Origin of the sequence: Chryseobacterium sp. Leaf180 (assembly GCF_001424585.1) — a bacterium.
Taxonomy (GTDB): Bacteria; Bacteroidota; Bacteroidia; order Flavobacteriales; family Weeksellaceae; genus Chryseobacterium.
The window spans coordinates 972,449-997,251 of sequence record NZ_LMPJ01000001.1 but is presented as its reverse complement, the minus strand read 5'-3'; the positions used below and the strand labels follow the sequence as shown (position 1 = coordinate 997,251).

The 24,803-nt window shown below is 38.5% G+C and carries 24 protein-coding genes; 13 read left to right on the top strand and 11 right to left on the bottom strand.

All coding sequences use genetic code 11. From position 1 onward, the window contains the following. The first annotated feature begins 10 nt into the window (after positions 1 to 10). A complete protein-coding gene (locus tag ASG01_RS04590; RefSeq protein WP_055860534.1) occupies positions 11 to 2,542 on the top strand; it encodes a hypothetical protein in 2,532 nt (843 codons plus the stop codon). Positions 2,543 to 2,597: 55 nt separating this feature from the next. Here ASG01_RS04590 and ASG01_RS04585 read toward each other — a convergent pair whose 3' ends face one another. Continuing rightward, on the bottom strand, positions 2,598 to 2,948 hold the full coding sequence (locus ASG01_RS04585) for a hypothetical protein (protein ID WP_055860531.1): 351 nt from the start codon (positions 2,946 to 2,948) through the stop codon (positions 2,598 to 2,600). 166 nt (positions 2,949 to 3,114) lie between these two features. Between ASG01_RS04585 and ASG01_RS04580 the strand changes: the two genes are divergently transcribed. From ASG01_RS04580 to ASG01_RS15665, 3 genes are all read left to right on the top strand, one after another. Beyond that, positions 3,115 to 3,306, top strand: coding sequence for a hypothetical protein (locus tag ASG01_RS04580; protein ID WP_055860528.1), 192 nt, complete (start codon positions 3,115 to 3,117; stop codon positions 3,304 to 3,306). 116 nt (positions 3,307 to 3,422) lie between these two features. After that, a complete protein-coding gene (locus ASG01_RS04575; RefSeq protein WP_117613385.1) occupies positions 3,423 to 4,469 on the top strand; it encodes a PA0069 family radical SAM protein in 1,047 nt (348 codons plus the stop codon). A gap of 27 nt (positions 4,470 to 4,496) precedes the next feature. Further along, positions 4,497 to 5,300 carry a GLPGLI family protein gene (locus tag ASG01_RS15665; RefSeq protein ID WP_082498284.1) on the top strand — a complete coding sequence of 268 codons (804 nt, stop codon included), beginning with the start codon at positions 4,497 to 4,499 and terminating at the stop codon, positions 5,298 to 5,300. Between the two features lie 44 nt (positions 5,301 to 5,344). Here ASG01_RS15665 and ASG01_RS04565 read toward each other — a convergent pair whose 3' ends face one another. The 3 genes from ASG01_RS04565 to ASG01_RS04555 form a co-directional block, all read right to left on the bottom strand. Beyond that, entirely contained in the window at positions 5,345 to 6,295 is a 951-nt protein-coding gene (locus ASG01_RS04565) for an isopenicillin N synthase family dioxygenase (RefSeq protein ID WP_055860522.1), read from the bottom strand. 49 nt (positions 6,296 to 6,344) lie between these two features. Continuing rightward, positions 6,345 to 6,848, bottom strand: a complete 504-nt coding sequence (locus ASG01_RS04560) for a hypothetical protein (protein WP_055860520.1) — start codon at positions 6,846 to 6,848, stop codon at positions 6,345 to 6,347. A 177-nt stretch (positions 6,849 to 7,025) separates the two neighbouring features. Then, positions 7,026 to 7,487 carry a hypothetical protein gene (locus tag ASG01_RS04555; protein WP_055860517.1) on the bottom strand — a complete coding sequence of 154 codons (462 nt, stop codon included), beginning with the start codon at positions 7,485 to 7,487 and terminating at the stop codon, positions 7,026 to 7,028. 667 nt (positions 7,488 to 8,154) lie between these two features. Between ASG01_RS04555 and menD the strand changes: the two genes are divergently transcribed. Next, positions 8,155 to 9,828 carry a 2-succinyl-5-enolpyruvyl-6-hydroxy-3-cyclohexene-1-carboxylic-acid synthase gene (gene menD, locus ASG01_RS04545; protein ID WP_055860511.1) on the top strand — a complete coding sequence of 558 codons (1,674 nt, stop codon included), beginning with the start codon at positions 8,155 to 8,157 and terminating at the stop codon, positions 9,826 to 9,828. Here the strand turns inward: menD and ASG01_RS04540 are convergent. Further along, positions 9,823 to 10,449, bottom strand: a complete 627-nt coding sequence (locus ASG01_RS04540; protein WP_055860508.1) for an aminotransferase class IV — start codon at positions 10,447 to 10,449, stop codon at positions 9,823 to 9,825. The two genes, menD and ASG01_RS04540, sit on opposite strands and share 6 nt — an antisense overlap. After that, complete coding sequence (locus tag ASG01_RS04535; RefSeq protein ID WP_055860505.1) at positions 10,433 to 11,410, bottom strand: aminodeoxychorismate synthase component I; 978 nt, start codon at positions 11,408 to 11,410, stop codon at positions 10,433 to 10,435. Before ASG01_RS04535 ends, ASG01_RS04540 begins: the two co-directional genes overlap by 17 nt. Positions 11,411 to 11,457: 47 nt before the next feature. Between ASG01_RS04535 and ASG01_RS04530 the strand changes: the two genes are divergently transcribed. The 3 genes from ASG01_RS04530 (at position 11,458) to ASG01_RS04520 (ending at position 13,669) form a co-directional block, all read left to right on the top strand. Next, entirely contained in the window at positions 11,458 to 12,234 is a 777-nt protein-coding gene (locus ASG01_RS04530) for a hypothetical protein (protein WP_055860502.1), read from the top strand. Between the two features lie 109 nt (positions 12,235 to 12,343). Further along, the gene (locus ASG01_RS04525; RefSeq protein ID WP_055860499.1) at positions 12,344 to 13,435 is read left to right on the top strand and encodes an AI-2E family transporter; all 1,092 of its coding nucleotides are present in this window, start codon (positions 12,344 to 12,346) and stop codon (positions 13,433 to 13,435) included. 15 nt (positions 13,436 to 13,450) lie between these two features. Further along, positions 13,451 to 13,669, top strand: coding sequence for a DUF3820 family protein (locus ASG01_RS04520; RefSeq protein WP_055862186.1), 219 nt, complete (start codon positions 13,451 to 13,453; stop codon positions 13,667 to 13,669). A 59-nt stretch (positions 13,670 to 13,728) separates the two neighbouring features. Here the strand turns inward: ASG01_RS04520 and uvrB are convergent, their stop codons facing one another. Next, positions 13,729 to 15,720 (bottom strand): excinuclease ABC subunit UvrB, encoded by a 1,992-nt coding sequence (uvrB, locus tag ASG01_RS04515; protein ID WP_055860496.1) that lies wholly within the window; start codon positions 15,718 to 15,720, stop codon positions 13,729 to 13,731. Positions 15,721 to 15,864: 144 nt separating this feature from the next. On the opposite strand from uvrB, the gene ASG01_RS04510 reads away from it, so the two are divergent. Beyond that, entirely contained in the window at positions 15,865 to 17,064 is a 1,200-nt protein-coding gene (locus ASG01_RS04510) for a PQQ-dependent sugar dehydrogenase (protein WP_055860493.1), read from the top strand. A gap of 178 nt (positions 17,065 to 17,242) precedes the next feature. Next, positions 17,243 to 18,487: a pyridoxal-dependent decarboxylase gene (locus ASG01_RS04505; protein ID WP_055860490.1), complete on the top strand. Its 1,245-nt coding sequence runs from the start codon at positions 17,243 to 17,245 to the stop codon at positions 18,485 to 18,487. Positions 18,488 to 18,496: 9 nt separating this feature from the next. Here the strand turns inward: ASG01_RS04505 and ASG01_RS04500 are convergent, their stop codons facing one another. The 3 genes from ASG01_RS04500 to ASG01_RS04490 form a co-directional block, all read right to left on the bottom strand. Then, a complete protein-coding gene (locus tag ASG01_RS04500) occupies positions 18,497 to 19,111 on the bottom strand; it encodes a DUF502 domain-containing protein (RefSeq protein WP_055862184.1) in 615 nt (204 codons plus the stop codon). A gap of 4 nt (positions 19,112 to 19,115) precedes the next feature. Next, complete coding sequence (locus ASG01_RS04495) at positions 19,116 to 19,697, bottom strand: tRNA-(ms[2]io[6]A)-hydroxylase (protein WP_055860487.1); 582 nt, start codon at positions 19,695 to 19,697, stop codon at positions 19,116 to 19,118. A gap of 77 nt (positions 19,698 to 19,774) precedes the next feature. Then, positions 19,775 to 20,863, bottom strand: coding sequence for an acyltransferase family protein (locus ASG01_RS04490; RefSeq protein WP_055860484.1), 1,089 nt, complete (start codon positions 20,861 to 20,863; stop codon positions 19,775 to 19,777). Positions 20,864 to 20,926: 63 nt separating this feature from the next. Between ASG01_RS04490 and ASG01_RS04485 the strand changes: the two genes are divergently transcribed. Genes ASG01_RS04485 through rpmA form a run of 3 tightly spaced genes read left to right on the top strand, consistent with a single transcriptional unit; the run spans position 20,927 to position 21,958 of the window. Further along, positions 20,927 to 21,238 (top strand): hypothetical protein, encoded by a 312-nt coding sequence (locus ASG01_RS04485; RefSeq protein ID WP_055860481.1) that lies wholly within the window; start codon positions 20,927 to 20,929, stop codon positions 21,236 to 21,238. Positions 21,239 to 21,297: 59 nt separating this feature from the next. Next, positions 21,298 to 21,672, top strand: coding sequence for a 50S ribosomal protein L21 (gene rplU / locus ASG01_RS04480; protein WP_055860478.1), 375 nt, complete (start codon positions 21,298 to 21,300; stop codon positions 21,670 to 21,672). 28 nt (positions 21,673 to 21,700) lie between these two features. Next, complete coding sequence (gene rpmA, locus ASG01_RS04475; protein ID WP_055860475.1) at positions 21,701 to 21,958, top strand: 50S ribosomal protein L27; 258 nt, start codon at positions 21,701 to 21,703, stop codon at positions 21,956 to 21,958. 161 nt (positions 21,959 to 22,119) lie between these two features. On the opposite strand, the gene ASG01_RS04470 is transcribed toward rpmA, so the two are convergent. Next, the gene (locus ASG01_RS04470) at positions 22,120 to 24,648 is read right to left on the bottom strand and encodes a DUF5686 family protein (RefSeq protein ID WP_238584502.1); all 2,529 of its coding nucleotides are present in this window, start codon (positions 24,646 to 24,648) and stop codon (positions 22,120 to 22,122) included. Between the last annotated feature and the right edge of the window lie 155 nt (positions 24,649 to 24,803).

The following is a 24,803-nucleotide window of genomic DNA, read 5'->3' as shown; positions in this document are numbered from 1 at the left end:
AAAATTAAACATGAAAATCACGAAAAAACCGTGGGTGAAAAAGCTGTTGATCGGTCTGGGAATTTTTTTTGGGATCGTGCTTATCGCCAATTTTGCGCTGAATCTCTGGCTTAAAAACCGCCTTCCGGTTTACATTAAAAATAATACCGACTATCTTGTCAGCTACAAAACTTTAGGGGTCGATCTCGGCACCGGAAATGTTTTTGCAACACAGATTTCCGTAAAAACTAAAAATCCTGAGAACGATAAAATTATTGGCTTTCGCGGAACGATTGATACATTGAAAGTTAGCCGTTTCGGGATTTATGATGCGGTTGTAAATAAAGTTATTCATTCAAGCGATATTCTACTGGCGCGGCCAAATCTTCAGATTACTTTAGCAAAACCAAAAGATAAAAAAGCGCCAAAAAAGCGCAATCCTGTTGCTTTTGACAATATAAAAATTATCAATGGTTCGATCCGTATTTTAAAATCTGACCATTCGCCATATTTTGCGGCAGACGATCTCAATTTATCAGTTGACGAGCTTTCTTTACCTGAAGAACCTACAGAAAATGATTTGCCTCTGCTATTCGATTCTTATAGTATTTCCACGCGCAATTTTTATTTTCGGCCTAATGAAGTTTATGCTATCACGGTGAAGAAAATGGCAACTGCAAACGGAAAACTGTCGGCGGAAAATGTTGTGGTAAAACCGCTTGTTTCTTTTGATGATTTTAAAAGAAAGTTTCCAAAGAAGAAACAGCTTTACGCGATGACGCTTCAGAAAATGGTTTTTCAGGATATGATTCTGAAGAAGAATAAGGTGACGCTCACGAATGCTTTTTTTCAAAATCCGCAGCTGGAAATTTCTACCACTGATGCCGTTCCGGATCAACTAAAAAAGCCGTTTAATTTTGAAGTCAATCTGGATAACATAAAAATTGCGAATGCTAAAATCCTCATCAAAAAACCAAACGGCGAAAAATTACTGGACGCGCCTTTGCTGAATGCGAGCATTAATGCTTTTAAAATTGATAAAAATAGTTCGCAGGAAATCATTCCGGTGCAATACAAGGATTTTAACATAAGCGGAAGCAGGCTGCATTTTTTCACACACCAGGATTTTGGAATCGGGAAGTTTAGTCTGACGGAAAAGAAAGGAGAATTCACCGATATTTCATCCGAACCAATTTCGGAAAATTCAGAAAAAACTTCGATGGGACTGAAAGGCGGTAAAATTGCCTTTAATCTGAATACTTTCGAAGTAGTTGATAAGAAAATAAAACTCGATGTACAGAATCTTCTTCTGGAAAATATCAATGGAAATATTATAGCCGGAATTACAAAGCCAAAATCTAAAAAACGTGCTGAAAGCCTTTTATTTCCTGTAAAAATTCATCAGGTTGATCTTAAAAATTCCAGTATTGAATATATTTCAAAAAATCAGCCTCTAAGTTTTTCAAACCTGAATGCGCAGCTGAATAATGCAGAAATCACAGAAAACTCTTCGAAAGACGGAATTGCTTTTTCTGTGAAAAATTACAGTCTGAAAGCTAAAGATTTCGCGTACAAAACGGAGTTTTATCTGATGAAAGGTCAGGCATTAAGTTTTACCGAGAAAAATTTTTCGCTTGCCAATTTTTCAATGAAGCCGCTCGTTTCGCGAAACGCGTTTATCAAAATGATTGACACGGAAAAAGACCTTTATGATATCAGTGTAAAACAAGTTTCGGCGCAGGGAAACTGGGATTTTCTGTCTGAGGAAAAATCGATTTTTGCTTCAAAAATGACTGTTGAAGGTGCCGACGCGAATATTTTCAGAAGTAAAGTTCCAGATGACGATCCGAAGAAAAAACCACTTTATTCTAAAATGCTTCGCGAGATCAAAATTCCAATGCTTATTAATTTGGTTCAGCTGAAAAATTCGGTTTTGGTGTATGAGGAAGATACGCCGAAAAGTGACGGACCTGGTAAACTGACGTTTACAAATTTCAATATGGCGGTAACCAATCTTAATTCGGCAAAAATGAAAAACAAACCGACGCGTGTGGGTATTAAAATTAACTGTATTTTTATGAAAACCTCACCGCTGAATGTGAACTGGGATTTTGACACTGCCGACCGGAGCGACCGTTTTTCAATTGGCGGAAAGCTCAGTAATATTCCTGCGGTAGCACTTAATTCGTTCGTTGTTCCTTACATGAGCGTGACCGCGACAGGAACGATTAATGAAATGCTGTTCAATTTCAAAGGAAATCCAAAAGGTATCGGCGGGCCGTTCAGTATTAAGCATAAAGACTTAAAAATTACGGTTCTGAAAAAAGAAACAAAAGAGAAAAAAGGAATTTTGAGTGCTGTTGCTAATCTGTTTATTAAATCAGATTCAGATAAATTTCCGGAAGCCGTGGTGGTAGAAGATGTGGATCGCGATCCTACGAAATCGTTCTTTAATCTTTTCTGGAAAGGCATTGAAGATGGTCTGAAACGAACGCTGATCGGAATCAAACTTGAGCCGACGAAAACAGTTCCTGTCGAAGCCGCAAAAGTAAAGAAGAAATGAAAAAAACGTCCTGAATATTTATATCAGGACGTTTTTTGTTTTACTTGAATTTATGTTAAAATTCGTCAGTTTCTTTGATCTGTATATCTCGTAGAAACGCATCAAACTCTTCACCGGGATAATTGCTGTCGGCTCCGTACGAATCGATGATCATACCTTTATTGCCATCATTATCTGAAACGATATAAAGAACGGCGCTGTCATCCGGGTTGCTGTCACCTTCAAAGCGGTAACTTTTCACGATCGTAAGTTCTTCCGGACGATAGTTTTTTTCAGAATTTTCGAACTTCATTTCGCAGTTTTCGTTCATGCGGAATTCTTTGGTTATGCCACGTTTTGCCATTGTATTCATCACTTGGCTCAGTGTGCTCATATTGTCTTCGTTATTCAGTTTCGGATTTTCCATAGTACTATTTTTTAAGGTTGCTTTTCAGAGTACAATTTTCAAACCATAGTAATGTTTATGGTACCTGACGGATTATCACCGATTCTTGTATTAACAAAAATTTACAATATTATCGTACTGAAAAGGAACACTATTTGCTTTCGTATGGTACTAAACAGTTTTAAGTATGAAAAAAGAAGTCGGCGTTTTATTGGCAGGAGGGATAGGTCTTTTGGCAGTGTTGGGTTTTTTGGGCGTAAAGAAAATTTTAAGCAAGAAAAGCAGAAAATACAATGATTATTACTCAGATCACCACCGTCATTTTGATAATGATTATTCTGATGACGAGCACGGAGTAGAATATTATGCATTCAAATAACAACTAAAAATATCCTTCAGAGGAAATTCCGGTATCGTACGATTCCGGATTTTTTTTTATGCAAAAACTATTGGCTTAGATTTTGGTTTTTCAAAATTTGAACTTATCTTTATCTCATGATTTCATCTTCAGATTTCAAAAAAGGACAAGGCGCGCAGCAGAACGAGATAAACCGTTTCGACCGTTATACCTTTGAACCTGAGGAAGAAGATATGGAATCTGTTAAAACGACCTTCACCGAAGTTTTTCCTAAGTCTATTGTGAATCATGTAAAAAGCCGCGATTTATCAATGCAGTTTTCAATGAATCCGTACCAGGGCTGTGAGCATGGCTGCAGTTACTGTTTTGCGCGGCCGACGCATGAATATTGGGGATACAGTGCCGGAATTGATTTTGAAAGAAAAATCATGGTCAAGAAAAATGCACCCGAACTTCTGGAGAGTTTCTTTAAGAAAAAAGGTTATCAGCCGCACGCGATTTTACTTTCCGGAAATACCGACTGCTATCAGCCTGCCGAGCGCAAATTTGAGATTACCAGAAAGATGCTGCAGGTTTGTCTCGATTACCGGCATCCCGTGAATGTGCTTACAAAAAACGCGTTGGTCACGCGTGATATGGATATTTTAAAACCATTGGCGGAGCAAAATCTCGTCACCGTTTCGCTCAGTATCCCGACGATGAATGAAGAAGTTCGCCGCAAAATGGAGCCGCGAACGAGTTCTTCGTATAATAAACTTAAAGCGATCGAACTGTTATCAAGCCAGAATATTCCAGTGAATGTGATGGTGGCGCCGGTGATTCCGGGGCTGACGAGTGATGAATCTCTGGGGATTTTAAAATCGGTTTCAGATGCGGGCGCATTGGGTTTTGGTTATACGCTTGTCAGACTTAATGATTCTGTCGAGCCGGTTTTTGTCAAATGGATTGAAGCACATTTTCCGGATCGGGCGCAGAAGGTTTTAAATCTGATCCGCTCAATGCGTGGCGGAAAACTCGGCGAAAAGCAATATTTTAAACGCCAGAAAGGCGAAGGGAATATCGCAGAGATGATTCACAATACATTCAAAATTGGAAAGCTGAAATATTTTAAAGACAAATCGCTACCCGAACTTTCATCCGCAAACTTTACCGGAACACGCGAGCAGCAGCTGAGGTTGTTTTAAATTATAAAAATCAGGTATGTGTAAAACATTATTTTCAAAAATTTTCACGGTATTATTTTCTATCGCAATAAATGCTTTTTTTTCAGCACAAGCTTATCAGATAAAATATACGTTTTCTGGAAAGGATATAAACAGTCTGAGCAGAAATATGTTCTTGATATTTTAAATAATAAATCTGTTTTCCGGGCCGAAAACAGAAGAATTTCAGATTCACTCTTAGCAAGAAATCAATATGGCTTTTCCTATGAGACAGCACCAAACCGACAGCTTTATATCGTCAAAGATCTTAAATCGAACATTTTTACAAAACATTATGTTTCATTAAGCCGCGATCGCTATTTTATAAAAGAAATGCCGGAGCTGAACTGGCAGATTGCTGATGAAACGGCAAAGATTGGAGAATTCCACTGTCAAAAAGCAATGGTAAATTATGGTGGCAGAAACTGGACGGCATGGTTTACAAAAGATATTGCTTTGGCAGAAGGGCCTTATTATTTTTATGGTTTGCCTGGTCTTATTTTGAAAATTTCAGATGTAGATGATAACTTTGTTTTTTCTTTATCTTCATTAAAAAAGTATGAGGGGGATTCTCTCTATCTTCCAAAAGGTGGAAAAGTGATCACCTGGAAGCAATATCAACAGCTGCAACAGCAATTATATGACGATCCAATGTTTGCGATGCGGTCTATGGGAATCAGTAAATTATCTAAAAATGACGGTAGCGGCGGAAGCATTCCTATGAATCAAAGTGAACTTATTGGGAACATTCGAAAGACACTGATAACAAATAATAATCCGATTGAATTGGATCAAAAAGTGGATTTTAAGTAATAAAATTCCAAATAAAAAAACCGAACAATCCGTTCGGTTTTCTTTTATTTTTTAATCAGTCCCAGTTCGATCAGACGCTCGTGGAGAAATTCTCCGGCGGTCGTGTCTTCATATAGTTTTGGGTGGTTTTCATCAACGCAGTTTTCTAAGGCATTGAGCGGCATTTCGCTCACCGGATGCATGAAAAACGGAATTGAATAGCGCGATGTTCCCCAAAGTTCTCTTGGCGGATTTACCACTCGATGAATCGTAGATTTAAGCTTATTATTAGTAAGTCTGGAAAGCATATCACCAACGTTAATCATCAGTTCATCCGGTTCTGCAATCGCATCAATCCATTCTCCTTTATGGTTTTGAACCTGCAGACCTTTCCCCTGCGAGCCCATCAAGAGCGTGATGAGATTGATGTCGCCATGCGCCGCGGCACGCACCGCATCGTCAGGCTCCTGCGTAATCGGCGGATAATGAATAGGTCGGAGAATAGAATTTCCCTCGGCGATTTTATCATCAAAATAAAATTCATCCAGACCAAGATACAGAGCAAGCGCGCGAAGTACGTATTTTCCGGTTTTCTCCAGCATCTGATACGCATCTTTCCCGACGTGGTTGAATCTTGGCAGTTCTTCCACCATCACATTGTCCGGATACTCGTTTTTGTATTTCGACTTATCAGAAACGTACTGACCAAAATGCCAGAATTCTTTCAGATCGCCTTTTTTAAAACCTTTTGCCGTTTCTTTCCCGAAACCTACATAGCCACGCTGTCCGCCGATGCCGGGGATTTCGTATTTCTGTTTGGTCTCGGTGGGAAGTTCAAAAAAGTTTTTCACCTCTGCGTACAGATCGTCTACCAGTTTATCATCCAGGAAATGGCCTTTGAGGGCTACAAAACCAATTTCTTCGTAAGCTTTTCCGATTTCATTTACAAATTTTTGTTTGCGTTTCGGGTCACCCGAAAGGAAATCACGCAGGTCTACACTAGGTATTTTATCCATTTTACAGAAATTTTACGTTAAGGCTAATGTAATAAAAATTGGTGAAAGCTTAGCAAACCATTTCACCTACATAATCGACAGAGTTAGTAACACTGTCTTTCTTTCTTTTAACTTTTATAGTTCCAAAATATTTGTTAAGGTAGGCTCCCTTAATATTCTTTTCAAAATATGTTGTGATTTCTACCTCGTACTCTTTGTTCGTTAATTTAGTTCTGATCAGATCTCGGTTTATATTTCTAACGTCTCTTTCATCATTAGAATCAAATTTCTGCAATGTGTTATCGATTTTCATGATAAATATAGATCTTCCGATTACATGTTTAATTTCATTTCCCTGCATTAAAATAGGGTCAGCATTATTGTCTGATTTTTTATACAATGACATAATACAACCGGAAACGAATTTATTTTTAACAAGTGAATCTTCAAAAGTGTCGATTTTTAGAAATGTCTTTTTTGCGATGATCTCTACCTGCTTTGCATCTTTCTCTTTCTTACAGGAAATTAGTACGACGAAAAAGCTGAGTACAATGAATAAATTCCCTGTTTTCATGATTTTGATTTTATTATTTGGTGAAAAGCTTAATTATTTATCATAATTTATTAACTTAAGATTTTCTCAAATAGGCAAAGTCTCCTGATAGAGGATGATACAAATTACTATAATGATTTTCTTTAAAGATAAGATTAGTACAAATGCGCAAAGTCTCCTTACTTTGCGCAGCGAGTTCTATTTATTTTTATTATCATAATATCGCCAGTCAGTTACATAATCATTACATCCTTTTAAAAATGAAGTATCAAAAGCTAATTTAAATCTATAAATCTTTTTGTATTTAAGTCCTCTAGATAAACTACCGGGAATTATTTTTATTCTATACTCTTTAGAATTTCCTTTTTTTAAATTGAACATTTTGCCAAAACATCCATTGTTATTAAAACAATCTACATCATCCCCAATATAATCTGTGGTAACATAATCATTTTTTACATCATTAAAAACTTGAAGTTCAATTGGTCTGGCCCAAATAGATGAATATATTTGGGGAACTTTTACTTTTTTACCACCGATCTCAGTTACGATAAGTTTTATTATTCCATCGTCTGACAAAACACTATTTTTAAAAGATATTTTGCAACTCTGCTGTGCGGAAAAAAAGCTGACAAAAAAAATTAAAATGATTTTAGACATAATTTCGTTTATTTATAAAAATGGCCTGAGTTTGTATAATCATTATATTGAGCTTGATAAGCGGGAATACAAAAAGGATTGTCTGTCATAAATTTATAAAATGTTTTGGCTTTATTCCAAACCCCCGCTGGCGCGAGCGTCTCGCCCGTTTCTCAATCGATATATTAGGGATTGCTCCACAATCATTTGCTCATAAAAGTAAAAATATCTGACGATTTTTAAGAAAAAATTATTAAGATATGAATGGAAATGATATCCCGCTACCTCAGAGACCGCGTATCTCATCCAAATAAACCCGATAGCCCCGGAAACTGCGGATTTTGCTCCATCCTTAAAAGGAAGAACCCGAATCCTCAGGATTTGAGGCAAACCCAAACAGGTTATTGCCGGATCCTCAGTTTCCGGGGCAAACCAAAACCCGATGGTCTCGAAAACCGCGGGTCCTGCATGATCCCAAAAAGGATGACCCTGGATACTCAGTATCTGAAGTGAAAATCATCAATAACTGATGCGAATATCTTGCGGAGCGAAGTTTTGAAACTTTAAGGAGCAACCGGAAATGATCTTCAAAAAAATTTTGATAATTTATCAGATGTATACACGTCTTCCAGCCAAAACACACACCGATGTCACCTTCCAATTCCGCATTTATGCCTAAATTTGTTGTATGAAAAAATATTCTTCGAAAAGAAGCATTCAGGTGTTGGCGCACCTTCTGCAGCAGTACGGCATTGAAGATATGGTGATTTCTCCTGGCTCGCGCAATGCGCCGCTGGCGATTCATTTTTCTGAAATTGAAGCCTTCAACGCGTACAGCATCGTCGACGAACGCAGTGCTGCTTTTGTCGCGCTCGGGATGGCCAAAAGTACACACAAACCTGTGGTGATCGCATGTACCAGCGGTTCTGCAGCGGCCAATTATTATCCCGCCATCACCGAAGCTTTTTATCAAAATATCCCGATGCTCGTGCTTACCGCCGACCGGCCGACCGATTTTGTCGATCTTTTCGACGGACAGACGATTCGCCAGAAAGAACTGTACCGACAGCATTCGTACGGCGATTTTGAACTCGTGGAAGATTCTAAAGAAGATGCCGAAGACATCAATTTTGATACGATAAAAAAAGCCATCGAACTCTGCTTCGAAAAACAGGGTCCGGTTCATATCAATATTCCGCTGGAAGAACCTTTGTACGAGCTGGTTTCTGAGCTTCCGACGTTTGCTGAGGTGGAAAAAACCATCCGACGCAAAGATTTTGAGATGCCCAGAAATCTCATCGCCGACTGGAATACCTCACAGCGCATTATGATACTCGTCGGTACGCGCGATTACAGTGCCGAGCTTGAAAATCAGCTGAGTCAGCTGGTGAAAAACCATACAGTGGTCGTTTTGAGTGAAGCTAATTCAAACCTGCATCACGAGAAGTTTTTTAAACATATCGACCGTTATATTTTTGCTTTCTCTGAGGAAGATTACATGACCTACGCACCAGATCTGCTCATCACAATCGGGCAGAATGTGGTTTCGAAAAAAGTAAAACAGTTCCTGAGAAAAGCGCATCCGAAACAGCACTGGCACATCGATGAGGTTTGGCAGCCGGATACCTATTTTGTACTTACAGAAAAACTGGAAGTAAAGCCGGAAATATTTTTCTCAAAACTTCTGCAATTCGCCACTTTGGAGCCAAAACCTTATTATAATCTCTGGGACGTACTTCGCGATAAAAAAGACGCGAAACATGAAGCATTTCTCAATACCGCAGATTATTCAGATTTTTACTTTTTTAATGTAATATCACACAGCATTCCAGAGAAATACAATATTCATTTCAGCAACAGTTCGGCGATTCGATACGCACAGCTTTTTGATTTCGGGAAAAGAAAAATCTACTGCAACCGCGGCACCAGCGGAATCGACGGCTGTACCTCAACGGCAATGGGATTTGCCATGAAAAGTGAAGATCCGACTCTGCTCATCACCGGCGATCTCAGCTTTTTCTACGACATCAACGGACTGTGGAATCAGTACATTCCGCCGTTTACACGTATTATTATTTTTAATAACGGGGAAGGAAATATTTTTAAAATCATTCCCGGGCCCGGAAACGCCAACTCAAATACCGTTGACGAATTTATTGCGACCAAACATCAGAAAAATGCAGAATTTCTGGCGAAACATTTTGGTTTCGGCTATGTGAAAGTGGAAGATGAGCGAACTTTAGACCGCGTACTGGAAAATTTTTTCAATCCGGACTCTATGCCGAAGATTCTTGAAGTAATCACGCAGGGAAAAAGCAACGCTGATATTCAGAAAGCGTATTTTAATTTTTTAAAATCATAAATCGAGATAATCATTATTTTCCGGCAGATTAGTGATTTTTGCAATCGGATAGACAAACATATCATCAAAATCATTCATCGCATTGATGAGTTGAAAATGCGAAAACTCTTTCAGATTCTGAAGGGTAATTTCAGTTTCTTTGATCTTTTTCTTCTTTAAAAGAAACTGTCTCTGCACGCCGTTCAACAGATAGGTTGACGGCGTAAACCATTCTTTGCCGCGCTTGAAGAGCAGATTTGAAAATGAAGTGTCAGTAATATGGTTGTTTTTAACGATGATAATTTCCTCGGCTTTCGCCTTCATTTTCATCTTCTCCAGTTCGCGTCTGTCTTCAAATTTGAAAGAATAATCGTACACATTATTTTCTGTAAGCTGAAAAGAATGAATCTCAGGGATCGCATACGGAATCATCATCGTCCGTATTTTTTTATCAAGATCGTACGTGATTTTCAGTTTAAACAAACCGTCTTCTTCGTGATTCAGCTCTTCAAAAATTTTCTCAAGATCAATCGAACCTTCTTTCCCGAAATGAGAAAAAGTATCGTTCACACGCTTCTGATGATAGTCTGCCAAGAAAATCTTCTGGTCTTCTACTTTTATACTTTCAATAAACTGGGACATAGATTTTGTTTTTCATTTCCATATATTCATCTTCCGGTTTGCTCATGTGCGTGATGCCGCCACCACTTTTGAAATAGAGCTTTTCGCCTTCTTTTTCGATAAAACGAATCATCACACAGCTGTCGAGATTTTCTCCGTCAAAAAATCCGCAAACTCCGGTGTAAAATCCGCGGTCGTAGCCTTCCGCCTTCAAAATTATTTCTAAAGTTTTCGGTTTTGGCGCACCCAAGATTGAACCTGCAGGAAGCAGTTTCTGCAAAATACTTCCTGTTTTTCCTTTAAATTCTTCTTTAATATATCCGCAGATCTCCGAACTCATCGCAAACAGGTTTTTCTGGCGCGTTTTCAGGAAATCAAGATACATTAATTTTTCCACGGAAACATCATCAGCAATCATGCTGAGGTCATTTCTTAGCAGATCGACTACGGTGTAATGTTCGGCTTTTTCCTTGGGGTCGTTTTTCAAAATTTCGGCTGCGTTTTCCACAGAAGCATCAATCGTACCTTTCATGGGATAGGTAAAAACCTTATTACCATTGATTTTAATGAAAGTTTCGGGCGAGAAAAAAACGAATTTTTCAGGATATAAAACTTTGTATATTGCTTCCGACTGATAAAAAAGATCTTCAAGACTCAGGTTTGTTTCAATGTGAGTTTTTCGGGTATAATTCGTCAGGTAAGAATTTCCCCGGCGGATATTTTCCTGTACTGTATCGAAACCATTTTTAAATTCTTCCAGACTTCCAGGATAGGTTTTCCATTGAAGGCCATCTTTTGCGTCTTGTCGTTTTTTTATATTTGAAAATGTCTGAAAATCAATCAACAAACCTTTTTTTGAAATTTCTTTTTCGGTGTAAACCTCAACATTTTCACAAAGAAAATCAGTAATAAAAAAGAACGGAACTTTCTGCGCCGAAAGCTCATCCATCCTTATAAAATTCTCATCTTTTCCCGAAAACATTCCACAAAAGTAAGTATTGATGATTACTTTTGTACAAAATTTTTACAATGCAGCAGAATTATCCGCAGAAATCGGGAATCGACGTTATCCTAAGAAATGCTTTTCAGTACTGGAGCAAAACTTTACTGTATCAGGTGCTTTTTTCGCTGGTTTATTTTGCCTTTGTAGCGAGCGTTGCCTATTTTTTCTCTGTTAAATACGGGATTTTCGATCAGATTCTCGGTGCAGTTGTAGAGTATAATAAATCTGGACAAACCTACGCGGAATATCAGCAGAATGTAGCGAAGATTGTAGCTACAGAAGAATTCAGCACGTTTTATTTCGCAGTTATGGCGGCCGTTTGTTTTCTTTTCCCTTTAAATATGGGCTTTTACGAAATTTACAGAAAGCTTGATTCAAAAGAAACCATTATGGTGGGTGATCTTTTTGCAGGTTATCGCGGAATCAATTTCTTCAGATTTATATCGTATTTTGTCTTCTGGCTTTTCCTTTATCTTTTTACCGCGCGTACGCTGATTATCCCGATTTTCTGGGTGTTTACGACTATTTTAGTTGCACCAATTTTATATTTCAGCAAATTCACTTTTCTCAATGCAGTTATTTTAAATTTTAAACTCTTGAAAGTCTATTTCCTCGAAATATTTGTCTGCGTCATTGTAGCTTTTGTATTTAAATTTGCGGGTTTAATGCTGTTTTTAGTCGGCGGATTGCTCACTTTCCCATTCTGGAATGCGATGATTTATTCTTTATTTAAAGAAATTTTCAAAACGCCGGAAATGCAAAGTCTGTTGGCAGAAGATTTTTTAGATTCTGAGAAATCTTAAAACGTTTATTTACTTTTTTGATAAAAACTAATTCTCTTCTTTCATTTATTTCTTAAGTATTGGTATTTTTATTGTAACACATGTTTTCAACCAATTAAAACACCAAACCATGTCATTCAAAGAGCAGCAGATAAGCGGAGTTAAAATTAAACAGGTTGCCCTTCTGGCGATCATAATTATCTTCACTCTTCTCATCGGGTACAATCTCGCGATGTTTATTCCGTCACTTTTGGGAGCGATTATGTTCTATGTGATTTGCCGGAAATACAATTTCTATCTGCAGGAAGAACGTGGCTGGAAACCTTGGTTGTCGGCAACAGTTCTTATTCTTGCAAGTCTTTTAGTGATCACTTTGCCGCTTTATTTCATCGGAGATTTGCTGATTGAAAAGTTAGGAAATGCTCAGGCATATATGCAGAAATTCAATGTTTTTATTGATAAAATTCATGATTTTGTTTTCGCTAAAACCAAGATTGATATTCTCAGCAAAGAGAACATGACCAAACTGAAAGAGGCAGCAGGTAAGTTTTCTACGATTGCTTTAAACGGAACTTTTAATACACTTACGGTCATCGCTTCGATGTATTTTATTCTGTATTTTATGTTGGAAAAGCCACGTTTATTCGAACGTATTTTAGCTTCGTCAGCACCTTTAAAAAAAGCTAATGTTTCTTTAATTGGCGAAAAAATGCGAAAACTGATTATGGCAAATGCGATTGGTTTGCCTGTTGTTGCCGTCGGACAGGGAATTGTGGCCTTGGTCGGTTATTTTATTTTCGGGGCGCCAAGTCCGATATTGCTTTTTGCATTGACGGCCGTTGCATCGATGATTCCAATTGTGGGAGCCGCGATTGTTTACGCACCAATCTGTATTTTTATGATTGCTGAAGGACAAACTGGGGCCGGAATTGGTCTTGCGGCATACTGTGTCATCGTTGTTGGTGTTACCGACAATCTTTTGAGATTTACACTATTGAAAAAATTGGAAGACATTCACCCTTTAAATACCGTTTTCGGAATTATTATGGGTTTAAATATCTTCGGTTTTATGGGTTTAATTTTCGGGCCGATTCTCGTGTCTTTTACTTTGTTAATGATTCAGGTCTACAGGAACGAGTTTTCAACCGATGAAGTGGAACTTATTCTTCCCGAAAAAGACCGCCGAGAGGAACTGGAAAATAAAATTGATTTAACGATTTAAAAGATGGAATACGGCATTGACCCGAAAATTCTGCAGGAAATCTGCACCGTAAAAATGCCTTTTGGTAAATATAAAGACTGTATTCTCGCAGATTTGCCTGTCAGTTATCTGGAATGGTTTCAGCGTCAGGGAATGCCTAAGAACCGTTTGGGAATGCAGCTTTCGACGGTTTATGAAATTAAGCTGAATGGTCTGACAGATCTTTTGCGACCGATCCGACAAGGTTTGAAATGATTTAAAATTTTATTTAAATGAATGTTTAGGGGCGGCACCTTCGGTGCCGCCCCTAAACATTAGCCTTTCAAAGCAACTATTTCATCCCGCAGTTTTGCGGCTTTAATAAAATCAAGATTCTTCGCGGCATTCTCCATATCTTTCTGCTTCTGAGAAATCAGTTTTTCGATGTCTTCAGTCTTGTATGAAGCCTTTGTCTCGGCGACTTTCTGCGTAATTTCCTTTTGCGTATAACGCTCATCCGGAAAATCTTTACTTCTACCTACCAGATTTTCAGAAATCTTTTTATTCAGTGACATTGGAACCTGTCCGTGTGCCTCGTTATATTCCATTTGTTTCTGTCGGCGGTAATTGGTCTCATCAATCGTCGACTGCATCGATTTGGTCATCTTGTCGGCATACATAATTGCGCGCCCGTTAAGATTTCTTGCGGCTCGCCCAACCGTCTGTATCATTGAGCGTCGGCTTCGCAACATTCCTTCTTTATCGGCATCCAAAAGCGCAACAAGCGAAACTTCAGGCAAATCTAAACCTTCACGCAGAAGATTGACGCCAATTAAAACATCAAACAATCCAAGACGCAAATCCTGCATGATTTGAATTCTTTCCAGGGTTTCAACATCTGAGTGAATATATCGCGAGCGGATTCCAAACTTTGTAAAATATTTCGTCAGTTCTTCTGCCATTTTCTTTGTTAAAGTAGTCACCAAAACACGTTCGTCAATTTCCGCTCTTTTCCGGATTTCTTCCATTAAATCATCAATCTGATTTACAGTGGGCCGGATTTCAATAATCGGATCCAAAAGTCCGGTCGGCCGGATAATCTGTTCGATAAATTCTCCGCCGGTTTTTTCAAGCTCGTAATCTGCAGGTGTAGCCGAAACATAAATGACCTGATTTTGTATCGCTTCAAACTCTTCAAATTTCAGCGGACGGTTGTCCATCGCAGCCGGAAGCCGGAAACCGTATTCCACCAAAGCTTCTTTTCTGCTGCGGTCGCCGCCATACATTGCATGAACCTGTGGTACCGTAACATGACTTTCGTCAATCACCATCAGATAATCTTTCGGGAAATAATCGAGCAGGCAAAAGGGTCGCGAGCCAGGAAGCCGCCCATCCAGATAACGCGAATAATTTTCAATTCCGGAGCAGTAACCGAGTTCTTTAATCATTTCTAAATCAAGTTCGGTGCGCTCTTCAAGACGTTTGGCTTCCAGAGGTTTTTCAATCGAGCTGAAAAAATCAACCTGCTTCACCAGGTCATCCTGAATATTTCGAATTGCACCATTTAAAGTTTCCTTTGAGGTCACAAAAAGATTTGCAGGATAGATTTGAATATTCTCAAAATTCCCCGTCACATTCCCTGAAACCGGATCAAAACTCTGAATTTTTTCAATTTCATCACCAAAAAACTGTATTCTGATTCCGTTATCCGCATACGCAGGGAAAATATCCACGACATCGCCTTTCACGCGAAAAGTTCCACGCTGAAATTCGCCCATTGTCCGCGAATACAAGGCATTAACCAAAGAATGAAGCAGCGAAGTGCGCGTCGTTTTTTCACCAATCGCAAGCGTCACCAACGATTTATGAAATTCAGAAGGGTTTCCTACACCGTAAATACACGAAACAGAAGCCACAATCAAAACATCGCGTCGCCCGGAAAGCAGACTCGCAATCGCAGAAAGACGCAGTTTTTCTACTTCTTCGTTGATGCTCAAATCTTTTTCAATATACGTCCCAGAGCTTGCGATGTAGGCTTCCGGTTGATAATAATCGTAGTAACTCACAAAATATTCTACCGCGTTTTCAGGAAAAAATTCTTTAAATTCCATGAAAAGCTGCGCTGCCAAAGTCTTGTTATGCGCCAAAACCAGCGTCGGTCGCTGCACATTGTGCACCACATTCGCGACAGTAAAAGTTTTCCCCGAGCCGGTAACTCCCAGAAGGGTTTGGTATTTTTCGCCGATATCCACGCCTTCTGTAAGTTTTTTGATGGCTGTTGGCTGGTCGCCGGTGGGTTTATAATCAGATTGAAGTGTAAATTTCATACATCAAATTTATGAATAAATTAAAAGGAATGAAAATCTGTATCATCTATTGAATCAATGTTTTCATCATATTTTTTTTAGAACCAAATTTTTATGGCATTATTTTTTCCGCACATTAAATCACCACTTTTTTAAAAAAATATTATGAAAAAACTTCTTTTACCTTTATTGTCGGTCGTTGCATTCCAAATGGTCTCGTGCCAGGGAAAGGGAAAACCCAGCGAACCTTCTGCGCGCGAAGAAAAACCCAACACAAATTACAAACCTGCTTTTGCCGGACAAACCCGCATTACGCCCGTGAAAACTTCTACGCCATATTCCGTGGAAATTCTCAATACTTCATTGGGAAAACCTTGGGGAATAATTAATTTGCCTGACGGTCGCTTTTTAATTACCGAAAAATCCGGTTTTGTACATCTTGTCTCTAAAGACGGAAAGCAGGCAACAAAAATTACAGGTTTCCCGAAAGTTGATTCGAAAGGGCAGGGCGGATTGCTCGATTTGGCTTTAGATCCGGATTTCAGCACCAACAATATGATCTATTATTCTTTTTCCGAACCAGTGGAAGGCGGAAATCACACCGCGGTCGGGAAAGCAAAACTTTCTTCAGATATGAAATCTGTTTTAAATCCAACAGTAATTTTCCGTGCTACACCGACGTATGATGGCGACAAACATTACGGAAGCCGTTTGGTTTTTGACAAAGACGGAAATTTGTTTGTCAGTACCGGCGAAAGATCTGATAAAGAAACGCGGGTTTATGCGCAGAAGACAGATAATTATTTAGGTAAAATTTTAAAAATTACCAAAGACGGAAAACCCGCTGCCGGAAATCCATTTATTGGAAAAGCGGGTTACAAACCTGAAATTTACGCATTCGGAATTCGCAGTCCGCAAGGTTTGGCGATGGACGAAAAAGGTCAGCTTTGGGATATCGAAATGGGACCACGCGGTGGCGACGAAATCAATCTCATCAAACCCGGAAAAAATTACGGTTGGGGCGATGTAACGTATGGCATCGAGTACAACGGTGATAAAATAAATAACGGAACGACGCAGAAAGAAGGAACAGAACAACCTGTCTATTATTGGGATCCTGTAGTTTCGCCGAGCGGAGTTGCTTTCTACACGGGAAATATCGACGAGTGGAAAAATAATCTCTTCATCGGCTGTCTTAGCGCAGAACATATTAACCGAATTGTTTTAAAAGATAATAAAGTCGTCGGCGAAGAACGGTTGCTTTTAGACCAGAAGGAGCGGTTCCGTGATGTTTTGAATGGCATGGACGGAAATCTTTACGGAATTACCGACAGCGGAAAACTCTATAAAATATCTAAAAAGTAATTTGAAAAACCCTTTCGCAGTTTTGTGAAAGGGTTTTTTCTTTTAATTAAAATCAGACACTATTCAAATAAATGCTGATGTTTAAAAATTTCCGGTCAGCTAAAATTTTTGTAATTTTGATGACAAATTCGCCGGTTTTCTAAGGCAGTTTTGATTTTTAACTTTAAACTACAAAAAAATGCATTGGCCACAGCTTTCACCAGAATCGATTAGAGAAAAAGTTTTTAGTGCATTAGACCAGAATTTAAATTATTCAAAAGAATCGATCCTAGGTTTGCCTGGAACTTTTCTGGATCAGGGTCAGTTTCACTATTCACCTTTTTTGAAAGAAGCGGCGTTTCTATCAGTTTTGGTAAATAATCCTAACCATATCGGTTGCCATACGTACAGCAAAGGCGAACGGTATTTTTCGGGAACTCAAAAGCTGGAAATTGATGTTTTAAGAATTTGCGCAGAAGAAATTTTCAGTGCAAAACCAGATTCATACGACGGTTATGTTGCGACTGGAGGCACAGAAGCTAATATCGAAGCGCAGTGGATTTACCGGAATTTTTTCATGCAAAAACATAATGCAAAGCCTTCTGAAGTCGCTGTGGTGTTTTCCGAAGACGCGCATTATTCTGTTTACAAAGGCTCAAACTTATTAGGAATAGAATCGATTGCCATAAAAGTTGATTTTGAAACACGAAAAGTTTTGCTTGATGATCTTGAAGAAAAGCTTACACAGGCAAAAACGTCGGGAATTAAATATCTGATCGTACACCTTTCGCTTGGCACGACAATTTTTGGAAGCGTTGATGATTCTGCATCGTTTTTAAGTGTGGTAAAAAACCATTTTAAACATTATTTTGTACATGTGGATGCGGCTTTTGGCGGTTTCATCTATCCGTTTGCCTCTTCTAGCAGAGATCTTTCTTTCGAAAATCCTGAAATCAGTTCGGTAACAATCGATGCCCATAAAATGCTTCAGGCACCTTACGGCACCGGCATTTTCCTTTGCAGAAAAGGTTTAATCGAGTTTGCACAAACAGAGGAAGCTTCATACGTTCACGGTTCAGATTTTACACTTTGCGGAAGCCGATCGGGAGCGAATGCGATTTCTATCTGGATGATTCTGATGACGTACGGATCGGAAGGATGGATAAAAACGATTAAAAATCTTACAGATCTTACCGATCATCTTTGCGAAAATTTGGATGATTTAGGCGTAAAATATTTCAGAAATCCAAGTATGAATATTGTTGCGATTAATGCTGAAGATGTTTCTGAAGCTTTAATTAAAAAATATCATTTGGTGGCAGATAATTATCACGATCCAAAATGGTGGAAAATAGTGACCATGGCGCACGTGACAGAAAAACTGATCAACAGTTTCCTGCGTGATTTGAAAATCGAGAGAGAAGCAAAATTTTCGCTGAAATAAAGTCTGTATTTATTTTGCAGCAAAGGCATTTTCGTCAGAATGGAAACCTGCAACGCCACCACTTACTGCAAATTTCATAGCTGAAGCGGCCGTCATTCCGATTACGGGTTTGATGTTTTTCTCTTCAGTTACAATCACCCAGCCGGAAATCGCGTAAGAATGCGGAAGATAAACCGCTACATAATTGTGTTTTTCGACGTCGGCCATTTCTTTTTGGGTAAGAAAACCAATTCTCCAGATCTCAGGATTTTCGTTGGTTTTAACCCAAACCGGATCGCTAAATTTCTTTTTGTCGCCCACAAACGAAGACATGACATCTTTCGTTGGAGAATAGATATGTTTGATGCCGGGCGTTCTTTCCAAAAGTCTGTCCACAGCTTCCACAAAAAATCTTCCGACCACAAATTTGTTTCCCAGATAACCCAGAACTGCTGTAGCAAGAATCATCGAAATAAAAACCAACCCGGGAATAACTTTAGCAACCGACGGAATAATACCGTCGACGGAAGTAATGACAAAATAAATCACGTAAATCGTCAGTCCGATCGGCCCTATAATAATCAGTCCCTGAAAAAAATTCTTCAGGAAAATATTCGTGAGGGTTTCAAAAGTGGGTTTTTTCACAAGATTATCCGTGTATGCTTTGTTTATTTCCGTAAGATTTAATGATTTTGGCTTCATATTCCAGCCATTTTTCCCAGCGCGCATTCACCTTTTCAGGATCGCCAAGCTGTCTCGCAAAACCGATAAAAGTGGTGTAATGATTGGCTTCAGATATCATAAGTTCGCGGTAAAACTCTTTTAATTCTTCGTCTTTAATGTTTTCTGTTAAAACTTTAAAACGTTCGCAACTTCTTGCTTCGATCATCGCGGCAAAAAGCATTTTGTCAACAATTAAATCATCGCGGTTTCCGCCTTTCTGAATGAAATTTACGAGTTCGTTTACGTAATCATCTTTTCTGGTCCGTCCAAAAGTATAACCTCTGGCTTTTATAATCTCATGAACCTGTCTGAAATGCTCGAGTTCTTCCTGCGCAATTATGAGAAGTTCGGTCACGATCTCCGGATATTCGGGTAGCATCGTAATCAAACCGATGGCGTTGGTAGCCGCTTTCTGCTCGCACCACGCGTGATCGGTAAGAATTTCCTGAAGATTTTCTTCCGCGATATTGGCCCATCTGGGATCTGTAGGAAGTTTCAGTTTAAACATAAAGACAGTAGTTTCAGCAAATTTAAAATATTTTAGGTAAAATTGATTGAATTGTTTTACAATCGTTTTAAATGTAATCAGGCAGCGGTTTTTCGTCTTAAAAATTCTAAAACTCTCCAGCCAAAAGCATCAAAACGTTTTAGAAGTATTGCAATGGAAAAAGCGAGAATCACGTTTATAACGTATATCAAAATCATTAAAAGCCACCACGGCATCAGCTCTTTTGCCGGCACTACGATAAAATAAACAAGCGACGAACTCAATCCCTGACCGAAATAGAAGAAAATCGCGTTTTTTCCGATGTACGTGACAAAACTTTCTTTGCTGATTTTTAAACGGTTGTAAAGAATGAAAAGTGTGGTAAGTGAAAATAAACTCCAGATAATATAAGGCGTCTGCGGCGGAAATTTCTGCTTGTTGATTTTAAAGAAAATCTCGTTTCCGTAAAACCAAAACATCCAGAAAAGCGCGGCAGCCACGATTGTATAAAGCAAAGGAATTATTTTCGCCGGAATTTTCTTTCCTTTTAAACGGTTTCCAACCAGAAAAACGGTCATATAAAAGGCAACATAACCGACTTGTCCGCTTGGATAATATTCCGGAAAAATGTTGAAAATTAAAGTTAAAACTACGCAGACCGCGATAAACCAGTTGACGTGTCTCGGAAAGAATTTTAAAATTAAAACACCGAAAACGGTGAGAATAAAATAGACTTTCAGATACCAGAAACTTCCCATTACCACCGGAAACGTATCGGCATTGCTATACTGATGCAGATACCAGTTGCCGAGATTTTGCCATTGCGGATAGACAGAAATGCTGGTTGCGGCATATTTTGTCCCGAACGTTGCATAAAATTGCTGCAGCCATTCGGGTGAGAAAAATGTGAGGCCAAAAACTTTAAAAAAATAATCGAGAAAAAAGAGCAGCGTTACGAAGATCATGTATGTAATCTGCAGTTTGAGCAATCTGTAAAGCGTTTTTTCGATATTTGAGCCTGATGTAATTCCGCTTAGCGCGTAGAAAAGAGCAACATCAAAGACGAGGGAAAACACACGAATTTCCGGTAAAATGTAAAACTGCCCAGACCAGAATGCCGTGTGGATGAAAATAATTGAAAGTGTGGCAATGCCTTTGGCAAAATCGATGTAGAGATCTCTTTGCATATTGTAATAATTTGAATCCTATTTAAGCTAAATTTAACAAAGTAAAACAATATTACTTTAAATATGAAAACACTCTATATTTTTTCATACCTGATGCTTATCGTTTCTGCTGTATATTTATTTGATTGGTACGTTTTCTGGAACAAAAATGAAAGTATCGCCACTACAGATTATTTAGTATTTCAGCAGATGTACAGCAGGAGATTTCCGGGTTTGATTAATGATATCATCAGCAATCACTTCATTATATTAATTTGGAGTGCTTTGCTTATTTTTTCCGGCATTCTATTTATTAAAATTAGAAAAACATATTCTGTAATTCTGGCAATTTTAAGTTTTGTTATGGCCGGTCAGTTTTTATTTTCGATAATGTAATTGATTTCTAGATATTTTTCTTACATTTGCACCTCGAATTAACTAAAAATTTATAGACAATGTTTGCAATTGTAGAAATAGCAGGGCTTCAATACAAAGTTGAGCAAGACCAGAAGTTGTTTGTGAACCGTTTGAAAGGAGATAAAGGAGGAAAAGTATCTTTCGATAAAATCTTACTTACTGTAAACGGAGCAATCACGGTAGGCGCCCCAGCTGTAAGCGGTATCACTGTAGAAGCAGAGATCCTAAACCACGTAAAGGCTGATAAAGTAATCGTCTTCAAAAAGAAAAGAAGAAAGGGTTACGAAGTGAAAAACGGTCACAGACAATCTCTTACGCAAATTCAGATCACTGGTATTACCGGATTTGATTCAGCTAAGAAAGAAACCAAAGCGAAAAAAGCTCCTAAAACTGAGGATGCCAGCGCAGAATAATTTTTTAACCAAAAAACCTTAAAATAAAATGGCACACAAGAAAGGAGTTGGTAGTTCCAAAAACGGTAGAGAATCTCACTCTAAAAGACTAGGCGTGAAAATTTTCGGTGGACAGGACGCTATTGCCGGTAACATCATTATCAGACAAAGAGGTACGCAACACCACCCAGGTGATAACGTGGGAATGGGTAAAGACCACACTTTGCACGCTCTTGTTGACGGTAAAGTAGTTTTCAGAAAGAAAGCAAACAACAGATCTTACGTATCTATTGAGCCAAACGCATAATTATAAAGCGTTTTATAAAAATTAAATCCTCAGCATTTTTGTTGAGGATTTTTTATGCTTAAATTTTCGGAATGATTCTATTTCATTGGGCGGCGGGCGAAGCCCGCCGCCCAATGAAATAGAATCATAAAAGCTCCGTAAAAAAGTAGTTATAAACAATCTTAAAAACTAAACTGGAAACCCACTTTTATCCCAAATTTTTCCGCGTTGGGATTTTGAAGATAATTACCGCGCCAGTTAAAATCAACCCTGAGGATTCTTACATTTCCAAAACCGATATTCTCGATCCCAAAACCGTATTCGTAGTAAATCTGCTGATCTGGCGCAGAGTAACGCATATTTTCAACATTGATATTCCGCGAAGCAGCACTCAAAGTACCATAAGCACCGCGAATAAATGCTACTTCACGAAGTTTCAGTTTTTTAATTAAAGGAAGAAAAGAAAGAATTTTTCCATTAAAATGATGCTCAAGATGTGCGGTGGCATAAGTATCAGCAACGAATTCATAATAATTCAGCAAAGCAAAAGTATTTCGGACAATCCCATACGATTGGTTTCCTGGAATCACATTCTGTAGAGACAATGGGACAGTATTAAAGTTTTTTCCGGCTTCAAAATTTAAAAATGATTTGCCCCAGCTTCCTATAAGAATTGGTTTGTAGAACATAAACTGCAGCTTATTGTAATTAAAATCTGCATTAAAAAGCCCTTCAATTCCTCTCGTGTATTTTAAAACAATAGTTGGCGAATTGGTTCGGTTCTCGTAACGGTCAACACCGGTTTGCGAAAAAACAGCGCCTGGTTTTGCTATTAAACTAACTGTAACGTGAGAATCATTTGTAGTTTTTCTGAGATTACCATTCTGATAATACATCAGATTAAAACCTTCAGGGTTGGCAGATTTAATGCTTTGCAAGGTTCCGTCAACTCTTACCTGAAAGTTTTTCCAAGGCTCGATAGAAGTAAAAAGATTGGTTTGATTTACCGAACTTAAAGATGCATTTTCGCCCCGTGCAAAAACAGTTGAAGAAGCAAATGAGCGCGACATAATTCCGTCGTCAGTCGTCAGCTGTACACCAAGCTGCAGGATATCCCGACGTGTGCCCGCACCAATCGTAAAGCGGTTTACTTTATTAAACATATATTTTCCTTCCACACCATACTTAAACTGCTGGTCTTTGAAACCGTATGCTGTGTAAAACTGAATACGCCACGGATCATTTTGTGTGAAATAAGTTCGTGCACCCAGACGAATTCGGTCGCCTTCTACTTCATTTTTCCCGTAAATCGAGAATATCGGACCTAAATCGACGCCCTTTGTAATGTTGTAATACTGCGAATCTATTGTTTCGTAGATTTTCACTAATCTGTTAAACTTTGGTGTTTCCTGCAACCGGTCGAGCATTTCATACACACCTTTTTCTGTTTTAGATAGAGAATCCGGACGCGCCTGATTCCAGTATGCATCGTCTTTACTGGTAAATTCTTCGCTAAGTTCTTCTTCTTTCCGCGTAAAAATTTTATCGTCTAAAGGCTTGTTAAATTCATAATCAGAATAATCTACCGAACGCCTGGCGAGTACGCCTTTCGCTGTTTTTTTCTTTGAAAAAGGTGTGATTTCAATTTCGGTAACAACTTTTTTAGGCAGAAAGGTCTGCTCATCAGGATTGTCATATTCGAGTTCCGTAGAAATTGAATTGATGAAATTCACATTTATCTTATTGGTCGATTTCAATGTTGCGCCCAAAACTGCGTAAGAATCGGTATCGATATAAAGATATCCCTGAAATGCCAAAACATCGCTTCTGCGCGGCATATAACGTATTCTGTAAGCGCGTTCACCACGAACATTTATCGTGTCAACCAGATTGTAGTCATAGGTGCTGAATCCGTCGGTTGCTACCGGACCGGGAAATCCAATATCAAAATAATTAAGCGTGTTGTCGTAAATATTAATTTCGCGGTAAAGATTTTTTGCAGTGACAGCAAGCATTCGGTTGTCTTTAAAACCTGAAGTTTTCTGTGCAACAAGAAGTTTTTTTGATCTTTTTGAAGGTTTGTTTTCGCCAAAGTTATCATAAACGGCCTCATTCAGGAAAACCGGCAAAGCCATGGTTCCTCGTGCGGTAGAATCGGCATAGTCAAAAATAAAATCGAGTTTATTGAAGATTTTCCGCTTCATAAATGCGCTGTCGATATTGTTGGCGTCAAACTGTATTTTCTCGTATTCTTTGTAGCTGTACGTGTCAAATTTTTCCAGGCCGTTATTTCGCTTGCGTTTCCAGACTTCCTGCATGATACGATACGCTGGATTTTCTTTTTTGTTTTTATATTTCGTTTTCCCCGACTGAATCACAACTTCCTGAATTGCACCAACTTTTTCACCGGAAAGTCTGATGGTAAGATTTGAAAATTCTGTCGGAGAAATGTTTACATATTCTGCAGCGTAATTTTTCTTCTGAAAACGGAGTTTGTAGATAATTGTGTCTGATGTTACAGAAAAATTTGACGAGGAAGTGGTAAGTGTTGGTGTCTGTTTTTCATTTACAAAAATATCAACGCCAGAAATTCCTTTGGTGGTTTTGTCATCAATTATTTTTCCGGATGCCGTATTTTGGGCATAAAAATTTCCTGCAAGCGAGAGAAAAATATATGTGAAAAAGCAGGCAATATTTTTAGTTGACATCATGTAAAGCTTCGAGCATTTAGCGCTAACAAAAACTGTGCTGTTAATCACAGCAGATCATGTTATTTGCAGGTAAATATAACGAAATTATTATTGCACTTAGTATTTGGAAAACCCGTACAAAATCATTGTTTTAGAAAAGTTCCTCACTAAAGATT

Coding starts and splice junctions, on each gene's coding strand:
- ASG01_RS04590 (WP_055860534.1), top strand. CDS start 11: ATGAAAATCACGAAAAAACCGTGGGTGAAAAAGCTGTTGATCGGTCTG.
- ASG01_RS04585 (WP_055860531.1), bottom strand. CDS start 2,948: ATGGAAAATCCGAAACTGAATAACGAAGACAATATGAGCACACTGAGC.
- ASG01_RS04580 (WP_055860528.1), top strand. CDS start 3,115: ATGAAAAAAGAAGTCGGCGTTTTATTGGCAGGAGGGATAGGTCTTTTG.
- ASG01_RS04575 (WP_117613385.1), top strand. CDS start 3,423: ATGATTTCATCTTCAGATTTCAAAAAAGGACAAGGCGCGCAGCAGAAC.
- ASG01_RS04565 (WP_055860522.1), bottom strand. CDS start 6,295: ATGGATAAAATACCTAGTGTAGACCTGCGTGATTTCCTTTCGGGTGAC.
- ASG01_RS04560 (WP_055860520.1), bottom strand. CDS start 6,848: ATGAAAACAGGGAATTTATTCATTGTACTCAGCTTTTTCGTCGTACTA.
- ASG01_RS04555 (WP_055860517.1), bottom strand. CDS start 7,487: ATGTCTAAAATCATTTTAATTTTTTTTGTCAGCTTTTTTTCCGCACAG.
- menD (WP_055860511.1), top strand. CDS start 8,155: ATGAAAAAATATTCTTCGAAAAGAAGCATTCAGGTGTTGGCGCACCTT.
- ASG01_RS04540 (WP_055860508.1), bottom strand. CDS start 10,449: ATGTCCCAGTTTATTGAAAGTATAAAAGTAGAAGACCAGAAGATTTTC.
- ASG01_RS04535 (WP_055860505.1), bottom strand. CDS start 11,410: ATGTTTTCGGGAAAAGATGAGAATTTTATAAGGATGGATGAGCTTTCG.
- ASG01_RS04530 (WP_055860502.1), top strand. CDS start 11,458: ATGCAGCAGAATTATCCGCAGAAATCGGGAATCGACGTTATCCTAAGA.
- ASG01_RS04525 (WP_055860499.1), top strand. CDS start 12,344: ATGTCATTCAAAGAGCAGCAGATAAGCGGAGTTAAAATTAAACAGGTT.
- uvrB (WP_055860496.1), bottom strand. CDS start 15,720: ATGAAATTTACACTTCAATCTGATTATAAACCCACCGGCGACCAGCCA.
- ASG01_RS04510 (WP_055860493.1), top strand. CDS start 15,865: ATGAAAAAACTTCTTTTACCTTTATTGTCGGTCGTTGCATTCCAAATG.
- ASG01_RS04505 (WP_055860490.1), top strand. CDS start 17,243: ATGCATTGGCCACAGCTTTCACCAGAATCGATTAGAGAAAAAGTTTTT.
- ASG01_RS04495 (WP_055860487.1), bottom strand. CDS start 19,697: ATGTTTAAACTGAAACTTCCTACAGATCCCAGATGGGCCAATATCGCG.
- ASG01_RS04490 (WP_055860484.1), bottom strand. CDS start 20,863: ATGCAAAGAGATCTCTACATCGATTTTGCCAAAGGCATTGCCACACTT.
- ASG01_RS04485 (WP_055860481.1), top strand. CDS start 20,927: ATGAAAACACTCTATATTTTTTCATACCTGATGCTTATCGTTTCTGCT.
- rplU (WP_055860478.1), top strand. CDS start 21,298: ATGTTTGCAATTGTAGAAATAGCAGGGCTTCAATACAAAGTTGAGCAA.
- rpmA (WP_055860475.1), top strand. CDS start 21,701: ATGGCACACAAGAAAGGAGTTGGTAGTTCCAAAAACGGTAGAGAATCT.
- ASG01_RS04470 (WP_238584502.1), bottom strand. CDS start 24,648: ATGATGTCAACTAAAAATATTGCCTGCTTTTTCACATATATTTTTCTC.